Genomic DNA, 18,428 nt, shown 5'->3' with positions numbered 1-18,428 from the left:
AATTTAATTGTGGGAGGCCCGGTACTAGTCCTTACGCGTCGAGCTCTGTACGGGACGCACGCGGCTCTTGAGAGAATTGATCACCTTTTCCGATTCTTCGGCGAGACGCTCCCGCTCCTGGACCGGCGAGCTCGTCGCGACGCTGTAAACACGCCCGTCAACCTCTGTGAAATAGAATGTGCGTGCCTGTACGCCGCCGCTTCGCGTCTGCGATTGCGCCTCGACAACGAAAACCTGCTGGCCGCCGATCTCTTTTTGATAGTCGTTCACGACCCAGCCGTTCTCTTTGATCATGCGGTCGATCACCTCGCGGCGAAGCGCCGTCGTTGCAACACCGCCGATGGTCCTCTGCATACCGGTCGCACGTGTTTCTCCTACGGCCGGGCCAACGACGGAGATAGACGCCGAACCGACCTGTGCTCCTGACGAATTATCAACGCGAAACTGCAGTTCCGCGGGTGATGCCTGCGTCGCACGCCAGCCGCTCGGTGCCGGATCGCCTGACGGCAGAACGGCCTGCGAACCGCTGTTACCGCGTTGACGTGCCCCTGTGTTGCGGCCGTTGTCGCCCGCGACGGGAGCAGCACCGTTAACATTCCGCATCTTTGCCCGGCGAAGCTGCTTCAGGCGCAATGCCCGCTTGCGAGCCTGAAGAGCACGCTTTTGTTTTTGGCGGACGCGATACTGACGCCACCATTTCTTCGAATACTTTTTGTGTTTCGTTACTTGTTTCTTGCGCTTCGTTCGCGGCCCGGCCTCTGCCGAATCTGTCGCGAGCGGTATCAGCGTCCCGATACCGACAAGAAGTGCCATTGACAATGCGATCGCTCTGAACAACATATTTCCTCCAAACTCCTAAAGAACCGTTTCCTTCACAACCTCTTCGATCGTAGTAATTCCCTCACGCAGCTTGTATAGCCCTGATTCGCGCAGCGTGATCATCCCCAATTCGATAGCCTTTCGGCGTAGTTCCATCGCGCTGGCGCCGATAATGATCAGCTCGCGAAGCTCATCGGTGATCTCCATCACCTCATACAGACCGACGCGGCCTTTGTAGCCGGTGTTGTTGCATACTTGGCAACCGCGGCCTTTATAGACCTTCAGTGTCTTTGCCTCTTCAGCCGAAAAGCCGATCTCGACCAGGCCTTCAGGCGGAACGTGCGTCTCTTCTTTACAGCCGCTGCAGATACGGCGGATCAACCTCTGCGCCTGAATGATGTTCACCGACGTCGCCACGAGAAACGGCTCGATGCCCATATTGACCAGACGCGAAATGGTGGAAGGTGCGTCGTTCGTGTGCAGTGTCGAAAGCACGAGGTGACCTGTCAACGCCGCCTTGATAGCGATCTCGGCAGTTTCAAAGTCGCGGATCTCACCAACGAGGACGATGTTCGGGTCCTGACGGAGGAAAGAGCGAAGTGCGGCCGCAAAATTCAGCCCGATCTGCTCTTTCATCTGCACCTGATTGATGCCCTGCAGATTGAATTCGACCGGATCTTCGGCCGTCATGATGTTGGTCTCCGGCGTATTCAAAGCCTGAAGAGCCGAGTAAAGCGTATTCGTTTTACCGGAGCCTGTCGGGCCGGTGACGAGCACCATTCCGTACGGATTCGAAATGGCACGCTTGAATTTGTCCAAGCTCGCCTGCTCAAAACCGAGCTTGGTCATATCAAGCATCAGTTTTTCTTTATCGAGCAGACGAAGCACGACCTTTTCGCCGAACAGCGTCGGCAGGGTCGAAACGCGGAAATCGAGTTCCCGCGAGCGGTTGTCGATCTTTACCTTGATCTTGATACGTCCGTCCTGCGGCAGGCGCTTTTCGGAAATATCGAGTTTCGCCATGATCTTGAGACGCGAAATGAGCGGATCGCGTATCTTCATGGGCGGATGCATCACGTCGTAAAGGACACCGTCGATACGGAAACGGATGCGGAAATCTTTTTCGTACGGCTCAACGTGGATGTCAGACGCCCCGCGGCGGAGACTGTCCACGAGGAGCACGTTGACGAGACGAACGACCGGAGCGTCCTCACTCGCCCTGGCGAGTGCCGCCAGATCGATCTCGTCATTGTCTTCGACAACCTCAAAATCCTCGCCCTCTTGACCGCCGAATTCGAATTTATCGAGCGAGACGTCGAGGTCCGCATCGGTCACCTTTCCGGCTTCGGGCTTCTTGCCGTTCTTTGAACCATGGCCGTTCTTACCGTTCGTGCTGACATGTTCGGCCTCGACAGCAAGGGCCTGATCAAAAATGTCGATCTCTGTCGAGCCTGAGTAGTACTTGCCGACCGCATGAATGATGGACGATTCCGATGCGATCACCGGCTCGACGTTCAGCCCCGTCATGAACTTGATATCGTCCATGGCGAAAACGTTCGTCGGGTCGGCCATCGCGAGCGTCAGCGTGGCACCGGTCTTTGAAACGGGAAGTACGGAATATTTCGACGCGACCTCTTCAGAGATGAGCTTTATGACATCCTTTTCGATCTGGAAGAGCTCCAGATTGATGGACGGTACACCGTATTGGCGGGAGAGAACTGCGGTAACGACATCGTCGGAAACAAATCCCAATCTAACGAGATTTGAACCGAGACGTCCGCCGTTCTCGCGCTGATAGTCGAGAGTTTCGCGCAATTGCTGCGCGGTGATGAGGTTTTCGCGGACAAGAATTTCCCCAAGTTTTGTGGACATTGGTTTGCGAGGAGTTTCCTAGAGTTTATGGGCTAACGGCGGGAAACTTGTGTATAGAGGTTTTCAGGTCAAAATGACTGTGTGGCCCAAGGTGTAAACGATGCACAACATCGTTGACACTTAATAATACATTGTTGAACTCTCGAGTGTCAATACACTTTTCCGCAGAAAACCAAAGAAAGGATTTGCCGCTGCAGATCTGGTCAATCTGACCGAATTTATTGCTCGTCGTCGAGCTTTTTCAGTTGGGTGATAAATGACCGGACGGTCGTTGCGTCGCCGCTGTCAGGATAAAGGCGAAGGAATTCCTCGTAAACGGCGATGGCTTCCTTGTTGCGGTTCTGGCGTTCGTAAACCAGACCGAGGAGTTGATAGATGACCGAGGCTTCAGGTGCGCCCGAAAGCTGTTTGATAGCGATCCGCAGATTTTTGGAGGCTTCGGCGTAGGCAGCCGATTCTTCAACGAATTCACCGACCGAGCCGTGTGCCTCAGCTTTGTCCTTATATATGAGCCCGAGTCCCGTATGAGCTTCCGGCTGAAAACCGCGGCCTTCGGTGATCGACCGTTTGAATGCGGCGATGGCCTTTGCCTCTTCGCCCATCTCACGGTAAATGCGGCCTTCGACCGCTGCCGCTTCGGCAAAGCCCGGACGAAGCCGTCTTGCCGAAGCTACTGCCTCCAGAGCATCTTCCAGGTCGCCCATTTCAGATAGCTGCCTTGCGATGGCGAGAAAGGCGTCAGGAAAATTTGGACGGGCCTTTATCGCCCGGCGATACGCCTCGACGGCCTGTTCGCGGTCCAGCAACGAGAGACGTTCTGCTTCCTGAAAAGCGAGTTCAGCGGCATCGGTCGTCTTCGTTAGCGGAACGCGGATCTCGCCACGCTGCACAGCGGTGATGTTGGTGTTTGATTCACGAAAACCGTCGGCACGTATACGCAGTTTGTGCGCTCCCGTTGACACGGTCTTGATCTCAAGCTTGCCTGATTCGTTCGTGCGTCCGAATCGTACGCCGTCAAGCCAAATGACCGCTCGTGGTTCGGTGATGATGGTGATATTGCGGAAATTAGGTGCAGGTTCTGCGCGTTTTGCCTGTGCGGCAGCCGCCGACGCCGCGATCAAAAGTACCAAAAAAGCTAATAGAGAACGCACCTTCATCAATATTACTTGTAATATAAGACGCTAACCGCGGCGGTTGCGTTGCGTATCGCATCAGCCGATGCGTGCGAATTCCTCGGAAATATCGACATCTTCCGGCTCATCGGGCGTGCCGTCGCCGTCACGGTCATAAGTATAGAAAAACTTGATGAACGGCGGCGCGATCAGTGTGGTCGCAACTGCCATGAACAGCACCGCACCGAAGAAACGCGGTTCGATGACGCCGAGGCCCAATCCGATCTGAGCGACCACGATGCCGACCTCGCCTCGCGGGACCATGCCGACGCCGATCTGCGCCATCTTTTGAGCGCCCAGACCATAGCCGCCGAGGCCGCAGCCGATGAATTTCGTGATCACCGCAAAGAACGTGAGCACCAGCGCGAGCACGACCGTTGACGTTTCGCGAAAGATGCCCAGATCGAGCTGCATGCCGATATTCACCAGGAAGAACGGCACCAGAAACTCCGTAACGCCGGACGTGAGCTTGTGCATTCCGTGGTTCTCTTCGGTGGCTTCGGCTAGCGCCATACCGGCAAGGAACGCACCGATGATCGCCGCGACGCCGACGTATGCCGAAGCCACCGACAGGCCGAAACACAGTATCAGGCCGAGCGTAAAGAACGGTTTGTCGAGCTTAAGTTTTGCGATCCGCGGAGCGAGGCGGTTGATGACACGCGAACCGACGAGTGCCACGAAAACCGTGAACGCTATGGCCGCCGCCGCGGTCTTCGCAAGGGCCGCGGGACTGACGCTTCCCTTGCTGACCGAAGAGACGAGCGACAATATAATGAGGCCGAGAATATCGTCAATAACTGCGGCACCCAATATGATCTTTGCAGTGTCGGTATCGAGCAGGCCCATGCTGCCGAGCACGCGTGCCGTGATGCCGACCGACGTCGCGACGAGCGCCGCGCCGATGAACATCGCTTCGGCAAAATTCCCTTCCCAAAACAATGCGATGAAATAGCCCGCAACGAACGGCAGTATTACGCCAAGCACACCCACCACTGTTGCACGGCCGCCGACCTTGAAGATCGACTGCGGCTTTGTCTCGAGCCCGACGTTGAAAAGGAGAAAGATAACGCCGAATTCCGCAATGATGCTGATGATGTCGTCGGGCTTTACCAGTGCCAAAACGCTCGGGCCGATGATGACGCCCGCCAGGATCTCGCCGACGACCGCCGGCTGACGCAGGCGTTCGAATATTTCCGCCATCAGCTTTGCGGCCGCCAGCATCAGAAATAACGCGAGCAGGACCTGGAAATGTTCTACATTTGCCGCGAGAACAGTAGGAATGTGCATCTTAAGAAAGTAAAACTATCGCGTCCTAAAATGAGAAAACCGACGTTTTAGATTACTTTGCACCGTTCGCGATTTCAAACCAATAGCGATATTGCACAAGCCCGCGCGTAAGCAAGGGCGATATCCGGAACGCTGGATCGAGAGTGTCGAGCGGCTAAACAGTGTGAGACAAGGTTGCAAAAGCCCGCGCGTCAGCAAGGGCGATATCCGGAACGTAAGCCTGAAACAGAAAAACGTGTGGTAGAAGATACTTGCATTCAGGAGATCTGCTCTATGGTTCGCTATCGCCCTTGCTTACGCGCGGGCTTTTGCAACGTGGCGCATGCGTTGAAATGTTCCTGTTAGCGGTTCGCTATCGCCCTTGCTTACGCGCGGGCTTGTGCAACATCCGGCATCTGTTGAGGGTTGCTTTTTACCGAATTCTCAAGCGTCCGAAAGGTCAAACACGGTCTCGAACGGAATGTCTCCTTGTGAATAGAGAACGTATTCGATGGCTGCATCTACATAACGTGGCTTCCATAAATATCTGGTACTTGCCCCGCGTGACCAGACCTTTCGGTCCCTGAGAAAATCGCCGGCCTGCCGCAATCTTCGTGTCGAATAGGATTTTATATCGGAGGCGATCTTCTCAGGTTTCACCGCCGCCGTAACGACCATATGCACGTGATTCGAGCGAACATTGCATGCACGCAACACAAAGTTCCGATGCTCGCATGTTTCTCGAATGGATCTATCAACAAGGCCACGCTGTTTTTGGGATAAGATGACAGCCGAGTGCGTCATTTCGTCAGCCATTTTTTCTTTCAACGGTATATGCGGTGTTAGCCGAATTGTGCCAAACCTTTTATTTCGGCTTCGCTGCATTGAGGATCGTTCGTCGCCATGGAGCCAGGTTCCGTAGGTTCGAAACGTGATCAGGTAGGCAACTGGAAAAGCGTTTTCTTCATATCGCTCGAAACCGTACTCGTCAAGATTGCTTCCGAATCGTCTATTCACTTAATTCTGAAAGTTGCAGAAGCCCGCGCGTCAGCAAGGGCGATAGCGAACCAAGCAGGTATTCTCCCAAGTCCCTCCATTGTTCCGTATTTGTTTGAAGAATTAAAGTCGGAAACAGGCAAGTTGCAGAAGCCCGCGCGTAAGCAAGGGCGATAGCGAACCAAAAAAAGACCTTCCGAACGCGCCCATCTTCCGCCGGATGTTTTTCTGTTTCAGGCTTACGTTCCGGATATCGCCCTTGCTGACGCGCGGGCTTCTGCAATTTTGTCTCACACTGTTTAGCCGCTCGACACTCTTGATGCGGCGTTCCGGATATCGCCCTTGCTGACGCGCGGGCTTCTGCAACTTCGCGGCCTGAGCTAAACCACCCGATTCCGGCACAAAAGACATGCCAGTGTTGACGGGAACGTCAACCGCCGCAGGTGGTTCTGACAGATGCAGGCTGGCAGCCTGCGGTCCGGCGTTCGCCCTTGCTCACGCGCGGGCTTCTGCAACTTCGCGGCCTGAGCTAAACCCCCCGGTTCCGGCACAAAAGACGTGCCAGTGTTGACGGGAACGTCAACCGCCGCAGGTGGTTCTGACAGATGCAGGCTGGCAGCCTGCGGTCCGGCGATCGCCCTTGCTGACGCGCGGGCCTGTGCAACGTGAGAGCCGCGTAAGACTTGATTTTTTCGGGCTCAATTCTATAATCAAAGATTCGTGGCTGGGTAGCTCAGCTGGTTAGAGCGCGGGATTCATAACCCCGAGGTCGGGAGTTCAAGTCTCCCCCCCGCCACCACTTTTCCTCTTCGGGTCAACAGTTTAGGACCCAATAATTCCATATACATCCTGACCTATAGATCGCCGCGCGGGCGGAACGCGGGCGGCTGCTCACCCCGCGCATCTTTGGCGGAACTGTCCCGAGACCGCCTGACGACCCAAATTCGATCAAAACCGGCGTTTTGCAAACAAAAGGTGAGCGGCTGCGAACAAAGTTCATACGCCGCCGATCAAAATGGTACGGGCGCCGAACAGCATTTTTGCGCGAAAACACGGCCTCGCGGTGTGCGGCCCGCTTCGTTGTTCCCCGCGGTCTTCGTCTATTTCCCGTCCTCATTGTCGCCGTCATTCCGCGGCGTAGGCAAAACCGGCATTTTGAGAAATTTCTGCCGGTCGCTGCATTTTGCGTCAAAGCCGGAATTTTGGTGTGTCATTTTTCAGCGGTCTTCGACAGAATGCGGAGTATGGGAACGGTTTGGGAAGAATGTTTGCGGCCGAATCGTTTTTGGGGCCGGCAGCAGGAACTCTGCATATCGCTGAACCGACGCGGCGAGATCGCTCTGGGCGGAAAGACGTGGCTCGCTCTTGGCAGGCCGGGATATGCGGTGCTGCGGTTTGACCGCGAGGGACGCAGGATAGGGCTGAAGTTTGTGGCCGGCGGGACGCCGAACGCCTTTCCCATCAGACCGCTGGGCGAAGGCGACGCAAAGGTGATCCGTGCCCGGCGGCTGCTAAAACAGTTTGGCATCGAGGTTCCGACCACGCTGCGTTTCGACCCAAAAGAGGAAAAGGACGGTTCATGGATACTCGATCTAAAAACGGCGAGTGTGCCGAAAAAGGTGACACACCATTATCGGAACAGAAGACGAGCTACACCGCGAGGAGAAATATGATCAACAGAGATTGGACGACATTTGAAGGGCGGGCATACGGCAGGGCGCGTTCGGAGGAGGTGCGAGTAACGCTCAGCGAGCGGTCGGTTTTCTATCTGAACAGGGCCGCATTTACTGCACTCGGCGAACCGGCCGCCGTCGAACTGAGATACGACGGCATCAGACGCATCATCGGCATGAAACCGACAGACGCCCGCCTGCGGAACGCCTTTCCCGTGAAACAGCACTGCGGCGGAAACTATCGCAAGATAAACGCGAGTGCGTTCTGTCATCATTTTCGGCTGCGTGTTGACGGCACAAACCTTTTCGACCGTGCCGACCTAACCTCGGACGGCATTTTGGAACTGCCGATGGATTCGATGATCAACGTCGGCCGCGGCGCCCGCTAGGCCGTGTGTTTGCTTTCGACCTGCAACGGTTTATGATTGGCTCGTGCACGATCTGGAACATGAACACACTGCGGAGGCGATCGCCGAGCGGATCGCGTCGTCGAATCATAACTACATACGCGATTTCATTTACGGCGGTGTGGACGGTGCGGTGACGACGTTCGCGGTGGTGTCGGGCGTGGCGGGAGCGGAGCTGTCGGCAAAGATAGTGCTGATACTGGGCTTTGCGAATCTGGTCGCGGACGGTTTTTCGATGGCGGCGAGCAACTATCTGGGCACGCGTGCCGAGATCGACGATTACCGACGCATCGAGGCGATAGAATACCGCCACATCGAGCTCGCCCCCGAAGGCGAACGCGAAGAGATCCGCCACATTTACGAGGCGAAAGGATTCGAGGGCGAGGACCTGGAAAAGGCCGTCGAACTGATCACTTCGGACAAAGAACGCTGGGTGAAAACAATGCTCGCTGAGGAATACGGGCTGCCTTCGGAGATACGTTCGCCGTGTCTCGCGGCGGGAAGCACGTTCAGCGCGTTCGCGATCTGCGGGCTCGTGCCGCTGCTGCCCTACCTGTTCGGCGTAAACTCTTCCTTCCTGGTCGCCTGCATCATGACGGGCATCACGTTCTTTCTGATCGGCTCGTTCAAAAGCATCTGGTCAACGCATTCGTGGCTGCGGTCGGGGCTGGAAACTCTGTTTGTCGGCGCGCTCGCCGCCGGATTGGCATACGGCGTCGGCGTTCTGCTGAAAGGCATCGCGGGCTAACTCGTCAGCCGGCGATAGATATTGGGCAATCGTTCCGGTAATGAGAGGACGTCGTCGATGATGGTGTAGCCGACGTCGCCGTAGAGGTCGCGGAGCTCGGCCTCGGATTCGCGGTCGATGGTGATGCAGAATGGCGTGATGCCGTTCGTCTTGGCTTCGATCAGTGCCTCGCGGACGTCTTCGCGAGCGTAGCGTGCGTCGCCGTAGTCGTGATCGTACGGGCGGCCGTCGGTCAGGATGATGAGAAGTTTGGTGCGGTTCTCCTGCCGCAGGAGTTTGTGAGCGGCGTGGCGAATGGCGGCACCGAGCCGCGTGTTGTTTTGGAACGTGATGCCGCCGATGCGTTTTTCGGTCTCGTCGGAATATTTTTCGTCGAAATCCTTTACGACGTAAAACTTCACATTGCGGCGGCCTTCGCTGGTAAAACCGTTTATCGAATACACGTCACCGACGGCCTCGAGCGCCTCGCTCATCAGCACAAGGCCTTCTTTTTCGATCTCGATGATGCGGCGGCCGGGAAACGTGTACGGCTGCAGCGGATTTCGCGTGATGGTGCGGGCCGTCGATGACGACTGATCGAGCAGCAGCGAGACGGCGACGTCGCGTTGACGGCGCAGGCGTTTTGTGTAGATGTTCTCCGATTGGCGGCCATCCGCCTTGCGGTCGATGACCAGATCGACGAGTGCGTTCAGGTCGTAATCCTCACCGTCGATCTCGCGGTTGATCTTGGTCAGATTCTCGGGCTTCATCAGTTGGAACTGATGTCTGACGGACGAGATCACGCCGCGGTAACGCGAGCGTGCGAGCTCGACAAAAGTGCGGTCGCCTTCTTTTACGCGCTTTTCGATGACGCGGCTCCAGCCGACGCGGTAATCGTTAAGCTCGCGGTCCCATTCGTCATACGCGAAAGCCTCGTCGCCGGGCTCGAGCGGCAGTTCGGGCATCTCATTGTGCGACCACGCCTCGCTGCCCTGAATTTCGTCGGGCTCGCCCTCATCGTCGTCGCTGTTCCATGCGTTGAACAGGTCGCGCAGGTCCTGCATTGTCTGCGGGCGTTCGCGTTTCGACTTGTCCTCGGTCACCGCCTCGTCGGCGTGGTTGTCGTCATAGGCAAACTCGCTCTTGTCGTCAGGCTCGCCTGATTCGGCCTCCTGCACCTGTTCGGGCGTGATGTTTTGGAAGAGGTTGTAAACACGCGAGGTCGCGAACAGCGAATCGGCGACGGTGGGAAGCTGAGAGTAGAAATGTTTTTCGACGACGGTCTCGATCTCCGAAACGATCTGGCCGTAAAAGCTGCGTGCATCGTCGGTGGCTCCGCCGCAGAGTGTGATCTGGAACAGCAGTTCGAACGGCACCTGATGATAAGGCACGTCGAAAATATACGGGCGGCTGCCGCGCAGGAATTCCTGCATCAGGTCGAGGTCTTTGCGAAGCCCGCGATACGTTCGCCGCAGCAGAGCGTCGATGCGGGCATTCTCCATGGTGGTGAAGATCTTGCGCGCGAGCGCGGGCTCTGGAAAGATGCCGAGCACCGCACGATAGTCAGAATCGTTGGGCAAAGACTTGCGGCGGCGGCGGATTTCCTCGCGGATCTCATCGTCCGACAAAGCGCGCTCGCCTTTCTGCACATCCTCGATGTAGCCGGCCAGCGAAAATGCGTCGATCTCTTCGGCGGTCGCGGAATACAGCTCCGCTAGTTCGGTGAACGCGGCCTTGAGTTCCTCGGTGTCTTTGGCGAACGTCCCAAATTCGACCTGGCCGGCGCCGTAGGCGGCCAGCACCTTGTACAGGCGAAAGTCCATTTCGTCGGTGTCGTATTCGGCGATCGAGCCCGGTAAATAGACCGTTTTGCCGTCGCCGATACGCGAGCCCTGCGGCATCGCGGTCAGCGGTGCGATGTCGATCTCGCGGCCGGTGAGAGCCTCGATATAGAGCCGCAGCACGTGCTGCACCGCTTCGAGCTGCAGCCCGGAGCGCGTCTGCCGCAGGCTGTCGTTCGACTGGCGTGTTTCGAGTGCAAAGTAGCTGCGGCGCGACTTTGCCGAGCCTTCGTTCATCTCTCGAAGGCCGTCCAAGACCCATTTTTCGTATTGGCTGACCGAGACGCTTCGCAGCGCCGCCGATGACGATCGCAGCGCCGCGAGGGCGCTCTCGGCATCGGTCTCGGCTATGCGGTTCAGCAAATGAAAGACGCGGCGCAGTGCGTCGGTTTTGATGCTGCCGGCGGATTCGCCTTCGAGCTTGAGCGTCGCCGTCTGACGAAAGAACGGCGGCGTCGCCCGCAGAAACGCTATTAGAACGGCGTTTCCCTGCGGTGCGATACTTTCGAGAACGCTGCACCACTCATCAAAAACGCGTGGTTCCGTCCTCATGACATCGCCCGACGAAGCAACGAAATGCAGAGCGACGCTGCCGCCGTGATCGAGCATTTTCTCGGCCCGCGACAGCATCATCACGATGTTTTCGCTTTCCACGCCCGTTATGGCATCGGGCAGTGCCGCCCACAGGTCAGCGGTCATGCCGCCGGTGCGGTGAGCAAAATGCCCGGCCAGCGTCAGGCAGGCCGACGAGGCAACGCCGCCGTCGTCAAATTTATCGACAGCCTCGGCAAAGGCGGGCGTTCGTGCCAGCAGGTCGGAGCTGTGTTTGGCGGAACGGCCCGCGACGTCTAGAGCCAGCTTGATGATGCCGGCGAGAAGTTCCTTGTCCTTGACCGCTTTGGCTATCTCCGGCATTCGGTGAAACGTTTCGAGTGCGGTCGAGCTGGACAGGATCAGCTGGCGTTTGCAAATCTCAAGCGCATCGGTGCGGAGTTCGGCGGGGATCTTCCGCAGCACCTCGACTCCGTGTGCGAAGAATTCAGCTCCGGCGTCGGCGTTGCCCATAGCAAGTTTGCGGCCGAATTCGCCCCACGCGAGCAAGCCGTCCACCGTGAGCATACGCGCGGCCTTTGGCACGGTTTCGACAAACTCGCGGCCCGCACGGAACGAGACGCCCGCGACCGCGGTGCCCGCTTCGAGGGCGGCGCGCTTTTTGTCGGGCGGCAGCTTGCCCAGGCGCACCGCGAGCGTCGCGAAAGTCTGCCGTTCCTCGCCGTCGGTCGTCGCCATAGCTAAATTTTAAGTGATTGGGCTTGCGTGAAGAAAACGCAAGAGCATTTTAATGATTGTGTCCGCCCGGCGGGTCGAGTTTTGACAGGTCCATGAGCTTAGAGAATTGGTCAAAATGGAACATCGTGTCGTCGTGGCAGTGTTCGCAAAAAAAGGTGACGTCCTCGCCAAGGTACATGTCCTTCAGGTGATATGCGATAAAGCAGCCGTAGCAGCGCTGCACGCGCTTGCCGAAATCTTCGATGGATATTTGATGGTCTTCCATTTTGTTCTGACCTTTTTGCCACTAGCTCACGCGAGTGGTTCCCCCAAGTATATCGCGAAGGAAGCGGCCTGTGCAGGCCGGCGGAGCGGCCGTAGCTAAACCACCCGCTAAAGAGGGCGGTTCTCCCTTTGGATCTTGATCTGTACGCGTTTGTAAGCCCGTAAGATGCACAAGCCCGCGCGTTAGCAAGGGCGATAGCGAACCGTTAATTGGAACATTTCAACGCATGCGGGAAGATGCAAAAGCCCGCGCGTAAGCAAGGGCGATAGCGAACCATAGTGCAGATCTCCTGAATGCAAGTATCTTCTACCACACGTTTTTCTGTTTCAGGCTGCGTTCCGGATATCGCCCTTGCTCACGCGCGGGCTTCTGCAAATTCGCGGCCTGAGCTAAACCACCCGGTTCTGGCACAAAAGACGTGCCAGTGTTGACGGGAACGTCAACCGCCGCAGGTGGTTCCGACAGATGCAGGCTGGCAGCCTGCGGTCCGGCGACCGCCCTTGCTGACGCGCGGGCTTCTGCAACTTCGAGGCCTGAGCTAAACCACCCGGTTCCGGCACAAAAGACGTGCCAGTGTTGACGGGAACGTCAACCGCCGCAGGTGGTTCTGACAGATGCAGGCTGGCAGCCTGCGGTCCGGCGATTTCGGCCTATTTCACGACGCCGCGTTTTGAGGCTTCGATGAAATTAACGAGCAGATCGACCTCTTTGACGTCGGAGATCTCGGCACGGATGCGTTCGATGGCCTGCGTGGTGTTCAGTTTTGACGCGAGCAGCAGATGGAACGCGTGATTCAGCGCCGAGATGGACTCTTTCGAGTAGCCGCGGCGTTTCATGCCGAGGCGGTTCAGGCCGTAGCATTTCGCATGATTTCCCTGAATGATGGCAAACGGCATCGCGTCTTTCACAACGACGCTGTAGCCTCCGATGAACGCCTGAAAACCGACGCGGCAGAATTGATGCACGCCCGAATACGCACCGACGCTCGCACCGTCGTCTATCTCGACATGGCCGGCAAGCGTCGCTGCGTTCGCCATGATGATGCCGCTGCCCAGACGGCAATCGTGTGCGACGTGTGCCTGTGCCATCAGCAGATTGTCGTCGCCGATCACGGTAATTCCGTTGCCCGATCCAGTCCCGCGGTGAATGGTAACGAATTCGCGGATCTGATTGCGTTTGCCGATGACGGTCTTGGTCGATTCGCCTTTGTATTTGAGGTCCTGCGGAGCGAGGCCGACGGACGCGAACGGGAAAATATGCGTTTCGGCGCCGATGCTCGTGTCGCCGTCGATGACGACGTGCGATCCCAGCCGTACGCCATCACCTAAAACCACGCTGCCGCCGACCGTGCAGAAAGGCCCGATGTAAGTACCGGTGCCTATCTCAGCATCGGGGCTGACAATAGCTGTTTCGTGAACGAAGGTGGTCATTCGGAAATTTCGTCGGATGCTGCAGCTGACGTGTCAGGAGAGCGAAGTATCAGCCAGGTAAAAACGGCCATCGCGGGAATGGAAAGAAAAATGCCGAGTATCGCGCCGCCGACAGTCGATGCCAAGAGGCCGAAAAAGCCAAGCCGTATCTTCTTTTTTATGACACCCGCGACCAGCGGAACCAGCCCGAGTACGAGGCCGACCGCACCGCCGATCAGCGGCAGATAATACAGTGCGTTGTCGCCCAGCAGTTCCGTAGATCGCATCCTATTTACCCTTCTGTTCGCTGCGGTCGGCGATTATCGAAAGTATCTCAGCTTCGGAACAGATATTCCCGTCGACGGTCGCCACGCCTTTCATACGCTGGACGCGGTTGCCGATCCTTAGAGCCGTTACTTCCAGAATAAGCGTGTCGCCCGGGACGACAGGCTTGCGGAAACGTGCGTTCTCGATGCCGGTGAAGAACGGTATCTTCTCATCGCGGTTCTCGAATTCACGCAGTGCGAGTATCGCTCCGACCTGTGCGAGGGCCTCGATCTGCAGCACGCCGGGCATCACCGGAGCGCCCGGAAAATGCCCCTTGAAAAACTCCTCGTTCACGGTTATCTGCTTTACGCCGACAATGCGCTCGCGGGGAACCATCTCGATGATCTTGTCAACGAGGAGAAAGGGATACCTGTGCGGAAGTATCTCCTGAATAGCGACGGAATCGTAAACCACCATAACGCGGCAAATATGAAAGATATACGGCAAAAGCCGGCAAAACGCAATTTTGCCGGCTTTGCATTAAAAAATGGCGGTCGCTCGGGACTAGCGCGTCGGCGTCCGCGTGGCGGAACCGCCCGCACGTCCGTTGAAATACGTGATGAACGTTTTCGTGATATCGGCCGCGGGGTCGAACGCGAGGATCGCACCGGCCTGTGCCAGTGCCGCGAGGTCAAGGATTATCGTGTAACCGTTTGCCTTAGCGTACTCGCGAATGCCCGCGTTGATCTCGTCCTCGATCGGGCCGAGAACCTCGCCGCTGCGGCGTTCGAAATCAGCCTGAGCGTTCTTCTGCATGAACTCGAACTCACGCTGCAGCTTTTCGCCCTCAGCCTGTTTGGCTGCGGCGGCACGCTGGTCAACGGGAACGGCCGGATTCGATGACATTTTTCTGAGGTCTTCAGCGATGGCCTTGATCTTTTTGTCGAGGTCTTCCAAAGCGACCTGCTTCGGACGGAACTCGGTGTTCAGCGCCTTGGCGGCGTTGATATATTTGGTGATGCCGCCTTCTTCAGCACCCCAAGCGGCCGAATTGATCCAGCCGATCTTTTGCTGTGCGGGTGCGGCGGCGCCCTGTCCGAAAACGGGAACTGCGATCACTGCCGCAAAAACAAGGCTAAAAACTAAAAAAGCAAATCTTTTCATTTCTGTTTATGTACTCCGGTGCCGGTTGCGTGTCCATTGCCGGCGTTCTTTTTTCACGTCTATTTGAGACCAAAACCACTGAATTTGTTGCTTTGCGTTTCAAATAAAAAACGCAATCCTAACTAAACGACCATTCGATGTCAATATTCAGACATCAGAAGGTCCTGCCGACCGTGAACTTGAAACCGTTGCGCTTGCCCGGCAAAAAGATGCCCGGCAGCGATTCCTGAACACCGAACTTGCCGTTCGGATTGTAGAAATAGATCAGGCGGAACGGCACGTTGACGACCGGTACCTGAACTCTGAGTTCAACACCGACGCTGGCGCGAAAATCGCCGATCTTGGCGAACGCGGAATCGTCTATGCGAAGCAGCGAGTTCTGCTGAGCCTCGCCGCGCAGATAGAACTGCTGAACCTGCGGCGAAAGAGCCGTCGGACAGCCGGCACGGTTGCCGCGGCAAAACTCGTTGACAAAGTCGGTCTTTGTCATCAGGCGGCCGCGATAGTAAAGCAGGCTGCCGAAACTGCTTTCAAGGACAGGCGTATTTATCAGTCCGAGTGCCGTTACGCGGCCCGCACCGAGGAATTTATCGTCGTCCAGAAATTCGCTGTTGATACGCTGAATGCCCGATTTTCTCAGATTGAAGACCGAACCGACGTCGGCGAAAAGAGCCATGGTCGCCGGCCCGAAGATCGGTACGCGGTATTCGACGTTTGCCAGCAGCTGCGTGTCGCCGCCGATGAAGCGATAGTTTCGCGAGAACAGGGCCGGGTTGTCGCCGCCGACACCTGTCAGCAGGCCGATCGGCCTGATCTCGTCAGTGGTACGCTGGTCGAGCCCGGTTTCGGTATTCGGCGTTCCAAAGGCGTTGGTGGCGACGACCACATTCCTGGTCGTGACATAGGTGTCGAACGGAGTGATCGGGCCGATAGCACGCGAGTTATAACCTCTGATGTCGTTCTCGCTACCGAGATAGAAGCGTTCGTAAACAGGAATGCCGCCGATGAACGAGAGCGAATTCACATCGCGTACGGCCTTGCTCGTGGACCATGTGCCAATGGTACCGGCCAAAACGCGGAATGCAAGCACGTCAGGATTCTTCGAGTTCTTTTTCCGCATCGGGATGAACTGCGAATATGAAAGCTGAGGCGAATATGTTCTGACGTCGCCGCCGAGCCCCGCAAAGCCCAGCGAAAGTGAGACCTGTTTGCCGCCGAGCGTGTCGATGCCGTTCGCCGCCGGCTGACGCGTGTCATAAACAAAGGTACCTGTGACACGGCTGGTTATGATGTTCGGCTGGCGGTAAATGACAGGGATCCGCGAAGCCGGATCGGCAGATTCGTTTACCTCGGGGTCCTGGATCGTGGTCGCGGTGAACTGGTACGAAAGGCCGAGACGCGAGAACTGCGTGAATTTGCGCTTCTTAAAGAAAAGCTCGGAAAGCGGCGCGGTGGCGAAAACGTTCGCACCGTATGTCCGCTGTGTGAACAGATTGCTCTCATCCGTGCGGATCTGCGCAAGCGGATCGAAAAGCTGATTCAGCAGGTCCTCGTTCTGGGTCAGGAACGTGCCCTCGCCGAAGAATTTGTACCGCGAAGCAAATATCGAGAAGCCGACCGAAACGGGCCTTTCGCGGAAATAAGGTTCCTGATAGGTGAACTGCAGATTCTGCTGGCGGTTTCCGGCACCGAGATTGAACGAGATGACCTCGCCGCGGCCGGCAAGGTTGTTAGTCGAATATTCGAGGCCGAAGAACGAACCGCCGATGCCCGAAACGCCGCCGTTGAACGAGATCTGCTGACGGCCTTTTTCTTTGACCTTGACGATCAGGTCGACGTCGCCTTTCTCTTCGTCGGTTCGGATCTCGATGTCCTGATCCTTATCGATCGGGTCGAAATACTGCGTCTGATTAAGACGTGCGACAGAGATATCGAGGAACTGCTGATTGTAGATATCGCCTTCATTCAGCAGGAACTCGCGACGCATGACGCGGTCGCGTGTAAATGTGTTTCCGGTAAATTGCAAACGGCGCAGCGTGAACTGTTTGCCTTCCTCGATGGTCAGCGTGATATCGACGATGCCTTCGTTCGGATTGTCGGGATTGTCGCGGAATTCGGGGTCGTATTCGCCGACGTAGTTAACAAAGCCCTGCGAGCCGTAAACCTTCTTGAGGTCCTCGAAAACGGCATCCTGCAGGCGTTTGCCGTCCGCGATCTCGCCTTTTTTGAGCCCGATCGCCCCGAGTATCTGCTGTTCGGAAAAGATCGAATTGCCCTCGACCTTGAGTTCGCCGACGCGGAAAACCTTGCCCTCGTTTACAGGCACGACGATGCGGAGCGTGTCGTCGATGGACGTCAAAAGCGGTATCGGAAGATTGCCGATGATCGGCGGGCCGGTGCGTTTGAGGCCGAGGCCTTCGACCTCAGGTTCGCCGATGCGTGCCTGGAAATAGCCTTTTGACCACATGTAGGACCGCACATTTCGCTGCAGATCGTACTGCAGCTTACGCAGGTCCAAAATGTCCTGGCCGCGAAAACGAGCGATCAGTCCTGTCCGCTTTACAAGCTGGAGAGCGTTGCGAAGCTCGCTGTCCTTGAACTTTTCGTTGCCCTCAAAATCGATCTGGATGATGCGCGAACGAGGCCCCTGTTCGATCTCGAACGTAAGAGCGATGGACGTAGCGGAAACTTCCTCTTCCGTGATGTCCACCGTGGCGTTCGGATAGCCCTTTGACGCGAGCAGCTCGCGAAGAACGCGCGATGCGTTCCGCGCTTTTACGGGGTCGTAGATCGATTCTTTCGAGACGCCGACGCGGCGTTCGCGAAACTCTTTGAGAATATCGGATTCCTGCAGGGCCTTTGCTCCCTTGAACTGCAGGTCGCGGATGATCGGCAGTTCGCGGACCTCGAAGATCACGTTCACGCCGCCTTGAATGCCGTCCTCGGTGAGGACGCGGGTCGCTGTCTTATCAAAAAAGTTGAGCGAGAGCAGTTCGCGAAGGTCGCGTTCCAAGGCCGCGGGGCTGAAAACATCGCCGGGACGCGTGCGTATGTAATACAAAAGGTCTTCGTCGCGAAGACGGCGATTGCCCTGAATATCGACGCTCTCTACTACCTGTTGAACGGCTGCAGGTTTAGCGGGTTTAGCGGGTTCCTCTTTCGGGATCTCGTCGCCCGCCGAGGCGACGGCGGGAAGCGTTAGGAACGCAACCGCCAAAATTATGGAACCAAAAGCTCTCAGATAAGACATAAAAAGGAAA

General features: G+C 56.8%; 15 protein-coding genes and 1 tRNA gene. 4 read left to right on the top strand and 12 right to left on the bottom strand.

Annotation, left to right across the window (positions count from 1 at the left end):
* Nucleotides 1-24: 24 nt before the first annotated feature.
* From IPM50_11325 to IPM50_11305, 5 genes are all read right to left on the bottom strand, one after another.
* Complete coding sequence (locus tag IPM50_11325; protein ID QQS32256.1) at nucleotides 25-840, bottom strand: hypothetical protein; 816 nt, start codon at nucleotides 838-840, stop codon at nucleotides 25-27.
* A 15-nt stretch (nucleotides 841-855) separates the two neighbouring features.
* On the bottom strand, nucleotides 856-2,691 hold the full coding sequence (pilB, locus tag IPM50_11320) for a type IV-A pilus assembly ATPase PilB (protein ID QQS32255.1): 1,836 nt from the start codon (nucleotides 2,689-2,691) through the stop codon (nucleotides 856-858).
* 218 nt (nucleotides 2,692-2,909) lie between these two features.
* A complete protein-coding gene (locus tag IPM50_11315; GenBank protein ID QQS32254.1) occupies nucleotides 2,910-3,848 on the bottom strand; it encodes a tetratricopeptide repeat protein in 939 nt (312 codons plus the stop codon).
* 54 nt (nucleotides 3,849-3,902) lie between these two features.
* Nucleotides 3,903-5,150, bottom strand: a complete 1,248-nt coding sequence (locus IPM50_11310; GenBank protein ID QQS32253.1) for a cation:proton antiporter — start codon at nucleotides 5,148-5,150, stop codon at nucleotides 3,903-3,905.
* A 423-nt stretch (nucleotides 5,151-5,573) separates the two neighbouring features.
* Nucleotides 5,574-5,945 (bottom strand): transposase, encoded by a 372-nt coding sequence (locus tag IPM50_11305; protein QQS32252.1) that lies wholly within the window; start codon nucleotides 5,943-5,945, stop codon nucleotides 5,574-5,576.
* A 902-nt stretch (nucleotides 5,946-6,847) separates the two neighbouring features.
* Between IPM50_11305 and IPM50_11300 the strand changes: the two genes are divergently transcribed.
* The 4 genes from IPM50_11300 (at nucleotide 6,848) to IPM50_11285 (ending at nucleotide 8,953) form a co-directional block, all read left to right on the top strand.
* Nucleotides 6,848-6,924, top strand: a tRNA-Met gene (locus IPM50_11300).
* 436 nt (nucleotides 6,925-7,360) lie between these two features.
* The gene (locus tag IPM50_11295) at nucleotides 7,361-7,798 is read left to right on the top strand and encodes a hypothetical protein (GenBank protein QQS32251.1); all 438 of its coding nucleotides are present in this window, start codon (nucleotides 7,361-7,363) and stop codon (nucleotides 7,796-7,798) included.
* On the top strand, nucleotides 7,795-8,187 hold the full coding sequence (locus IPM50_11290) for a hypothetical protein (GenBank protein QQS32250.1): 393 nt from the start codon (nucleotides 7,795-7,797) through the stop codon (nucleotides 8,185-8,187). The genes IPM50_11295 and IPM50_11290 overlap by 4 nt, the downstream gene beginning before the upstream one ends.
* A gap of 43 nt (nucleotides 8,188-8,230) precedes the next feature.
* On the top strand, nucleotides 8,231-8,953 hold the full coding sequence (locus tag IPM50_11285; GenBank protein QQS32249.1) for a VIT1/CCC1 transporter family protein: 723 nt from the start codon (nucleotides 8,231-8,233) through the stop codon (nucleotides 8,951-8,953).
* Here the strand turns inward: IPM50_11285 and IPM50_11280 are convergent.
* The 7 genes from IPM50_11280 to bamA form a co-directional block, all read right to left on the bottom strand.
* A complete protein-coding gene (locus tag IPM50_11280) occupies nucleotides 8,950-12,063 on the bottom strand; it encodes a VWA domain-containing protein (GenBank protein QQS32248.1) in 3,114 nt (1,037 codons plus the stop codon). The genes IPM50_11285 and IPM50_11280 overlap by 4 nt on opposite strands.
* A gap of 49 nt (nucleotides 12,064-12,112) precedes the next feature.
* On the bottom strand, nucleotides 12,113-12,328 hold the full coding sequence (locus IPM50_11275) for a hypothetical protein (GenBank protein ID QQS32247.1): 216 nt from the start codon (nucleotides 12,326-12,328) through the stop codon (nucleotides 12,113-12,115).
* Between the two features lie 650 nt (nucleotides 12,329-12,978).
* The gene (gene lpxA / locus IPM50_11270) at nucleotides 12,979-13,758 is read right to left on the bottom strand and encodes an acyl-ACP--UDP-N-acetylglucosamine O-acyltransferase (protein ID QQS32246.1); all 780 of its coding nucleotides are present in this window, start codon (nucleotides 13,756-13,758) and stop codon (nucleotides 12,979-12,981) included.
* Entirely contained in the window at nucleotides 13,755-14,024 is a 270-nt protein-coding gene (locus IPM50_11265) for a hypothetical protein (GenBank protein ID QQS32245.1), read from the bottom strand. The genes lpxA and IPM50_11265 overlap by 4 nt, the downstream gene beginning before the upstream one ends.
* 1 nt (nucleotide 14,025) lies before the next feature.
* The gene (fabZ, locus tag IPM50_11260) at nucleotides 14,026-14,481 is read right to left on the bottom strand and encodes a 3-hydroxyacyl-ACP dehydratase FabZ (GenBank protein QQS32244.1); all 456 of its coding nucleotides are present in this window, start codon (nucleotides 14,479-14,481) and stop codon (nucleotides 14,026-14,028) included.
* A gap of 87 nt (nucleotides 14,482-14,568) precedes the next feature.
* Complete coding sequence (locus IPM50_11255) at nucleotides 14,569-15,168, bottom strand: OmpH family outer membrane protein (GenBank protein ID QQS32243.1); 600 nt, start codon at nucleotides 15,166-15,168, stop codon at nucleotides 14,569-14,571.
* Between the two features lie 154 nt (nucleotides 15,169-15,322).
* Nucleotides 15,323-18,418, bottom strand: a complete 3,096-nt coding sequence (gene bamA / locus IPM50_11250; GenBank protein QQS32242.1) for an outer membrane protein assembly factor BamA — start codon at nucleotides 18,416-18,418, stop codon at nucleotides 15,323-15,325.
* Nucleotides 18,419-18,428: the final 10 nt, after the last annotated feature.

The sequence above is a fragment of the Acidobacteriota bacterium genome (assembly GCA_016700075.1).
Lineage (GTDB): Bacteria > Acidobacteriota > Blastocatellia > Pyrinomonadales > Pyrinomonadaceae > OLB17.
Note: the sequence above shows the minus strand (reverse complement) of the source record. Positions and strands in the feature narration are given on the sequence as shown.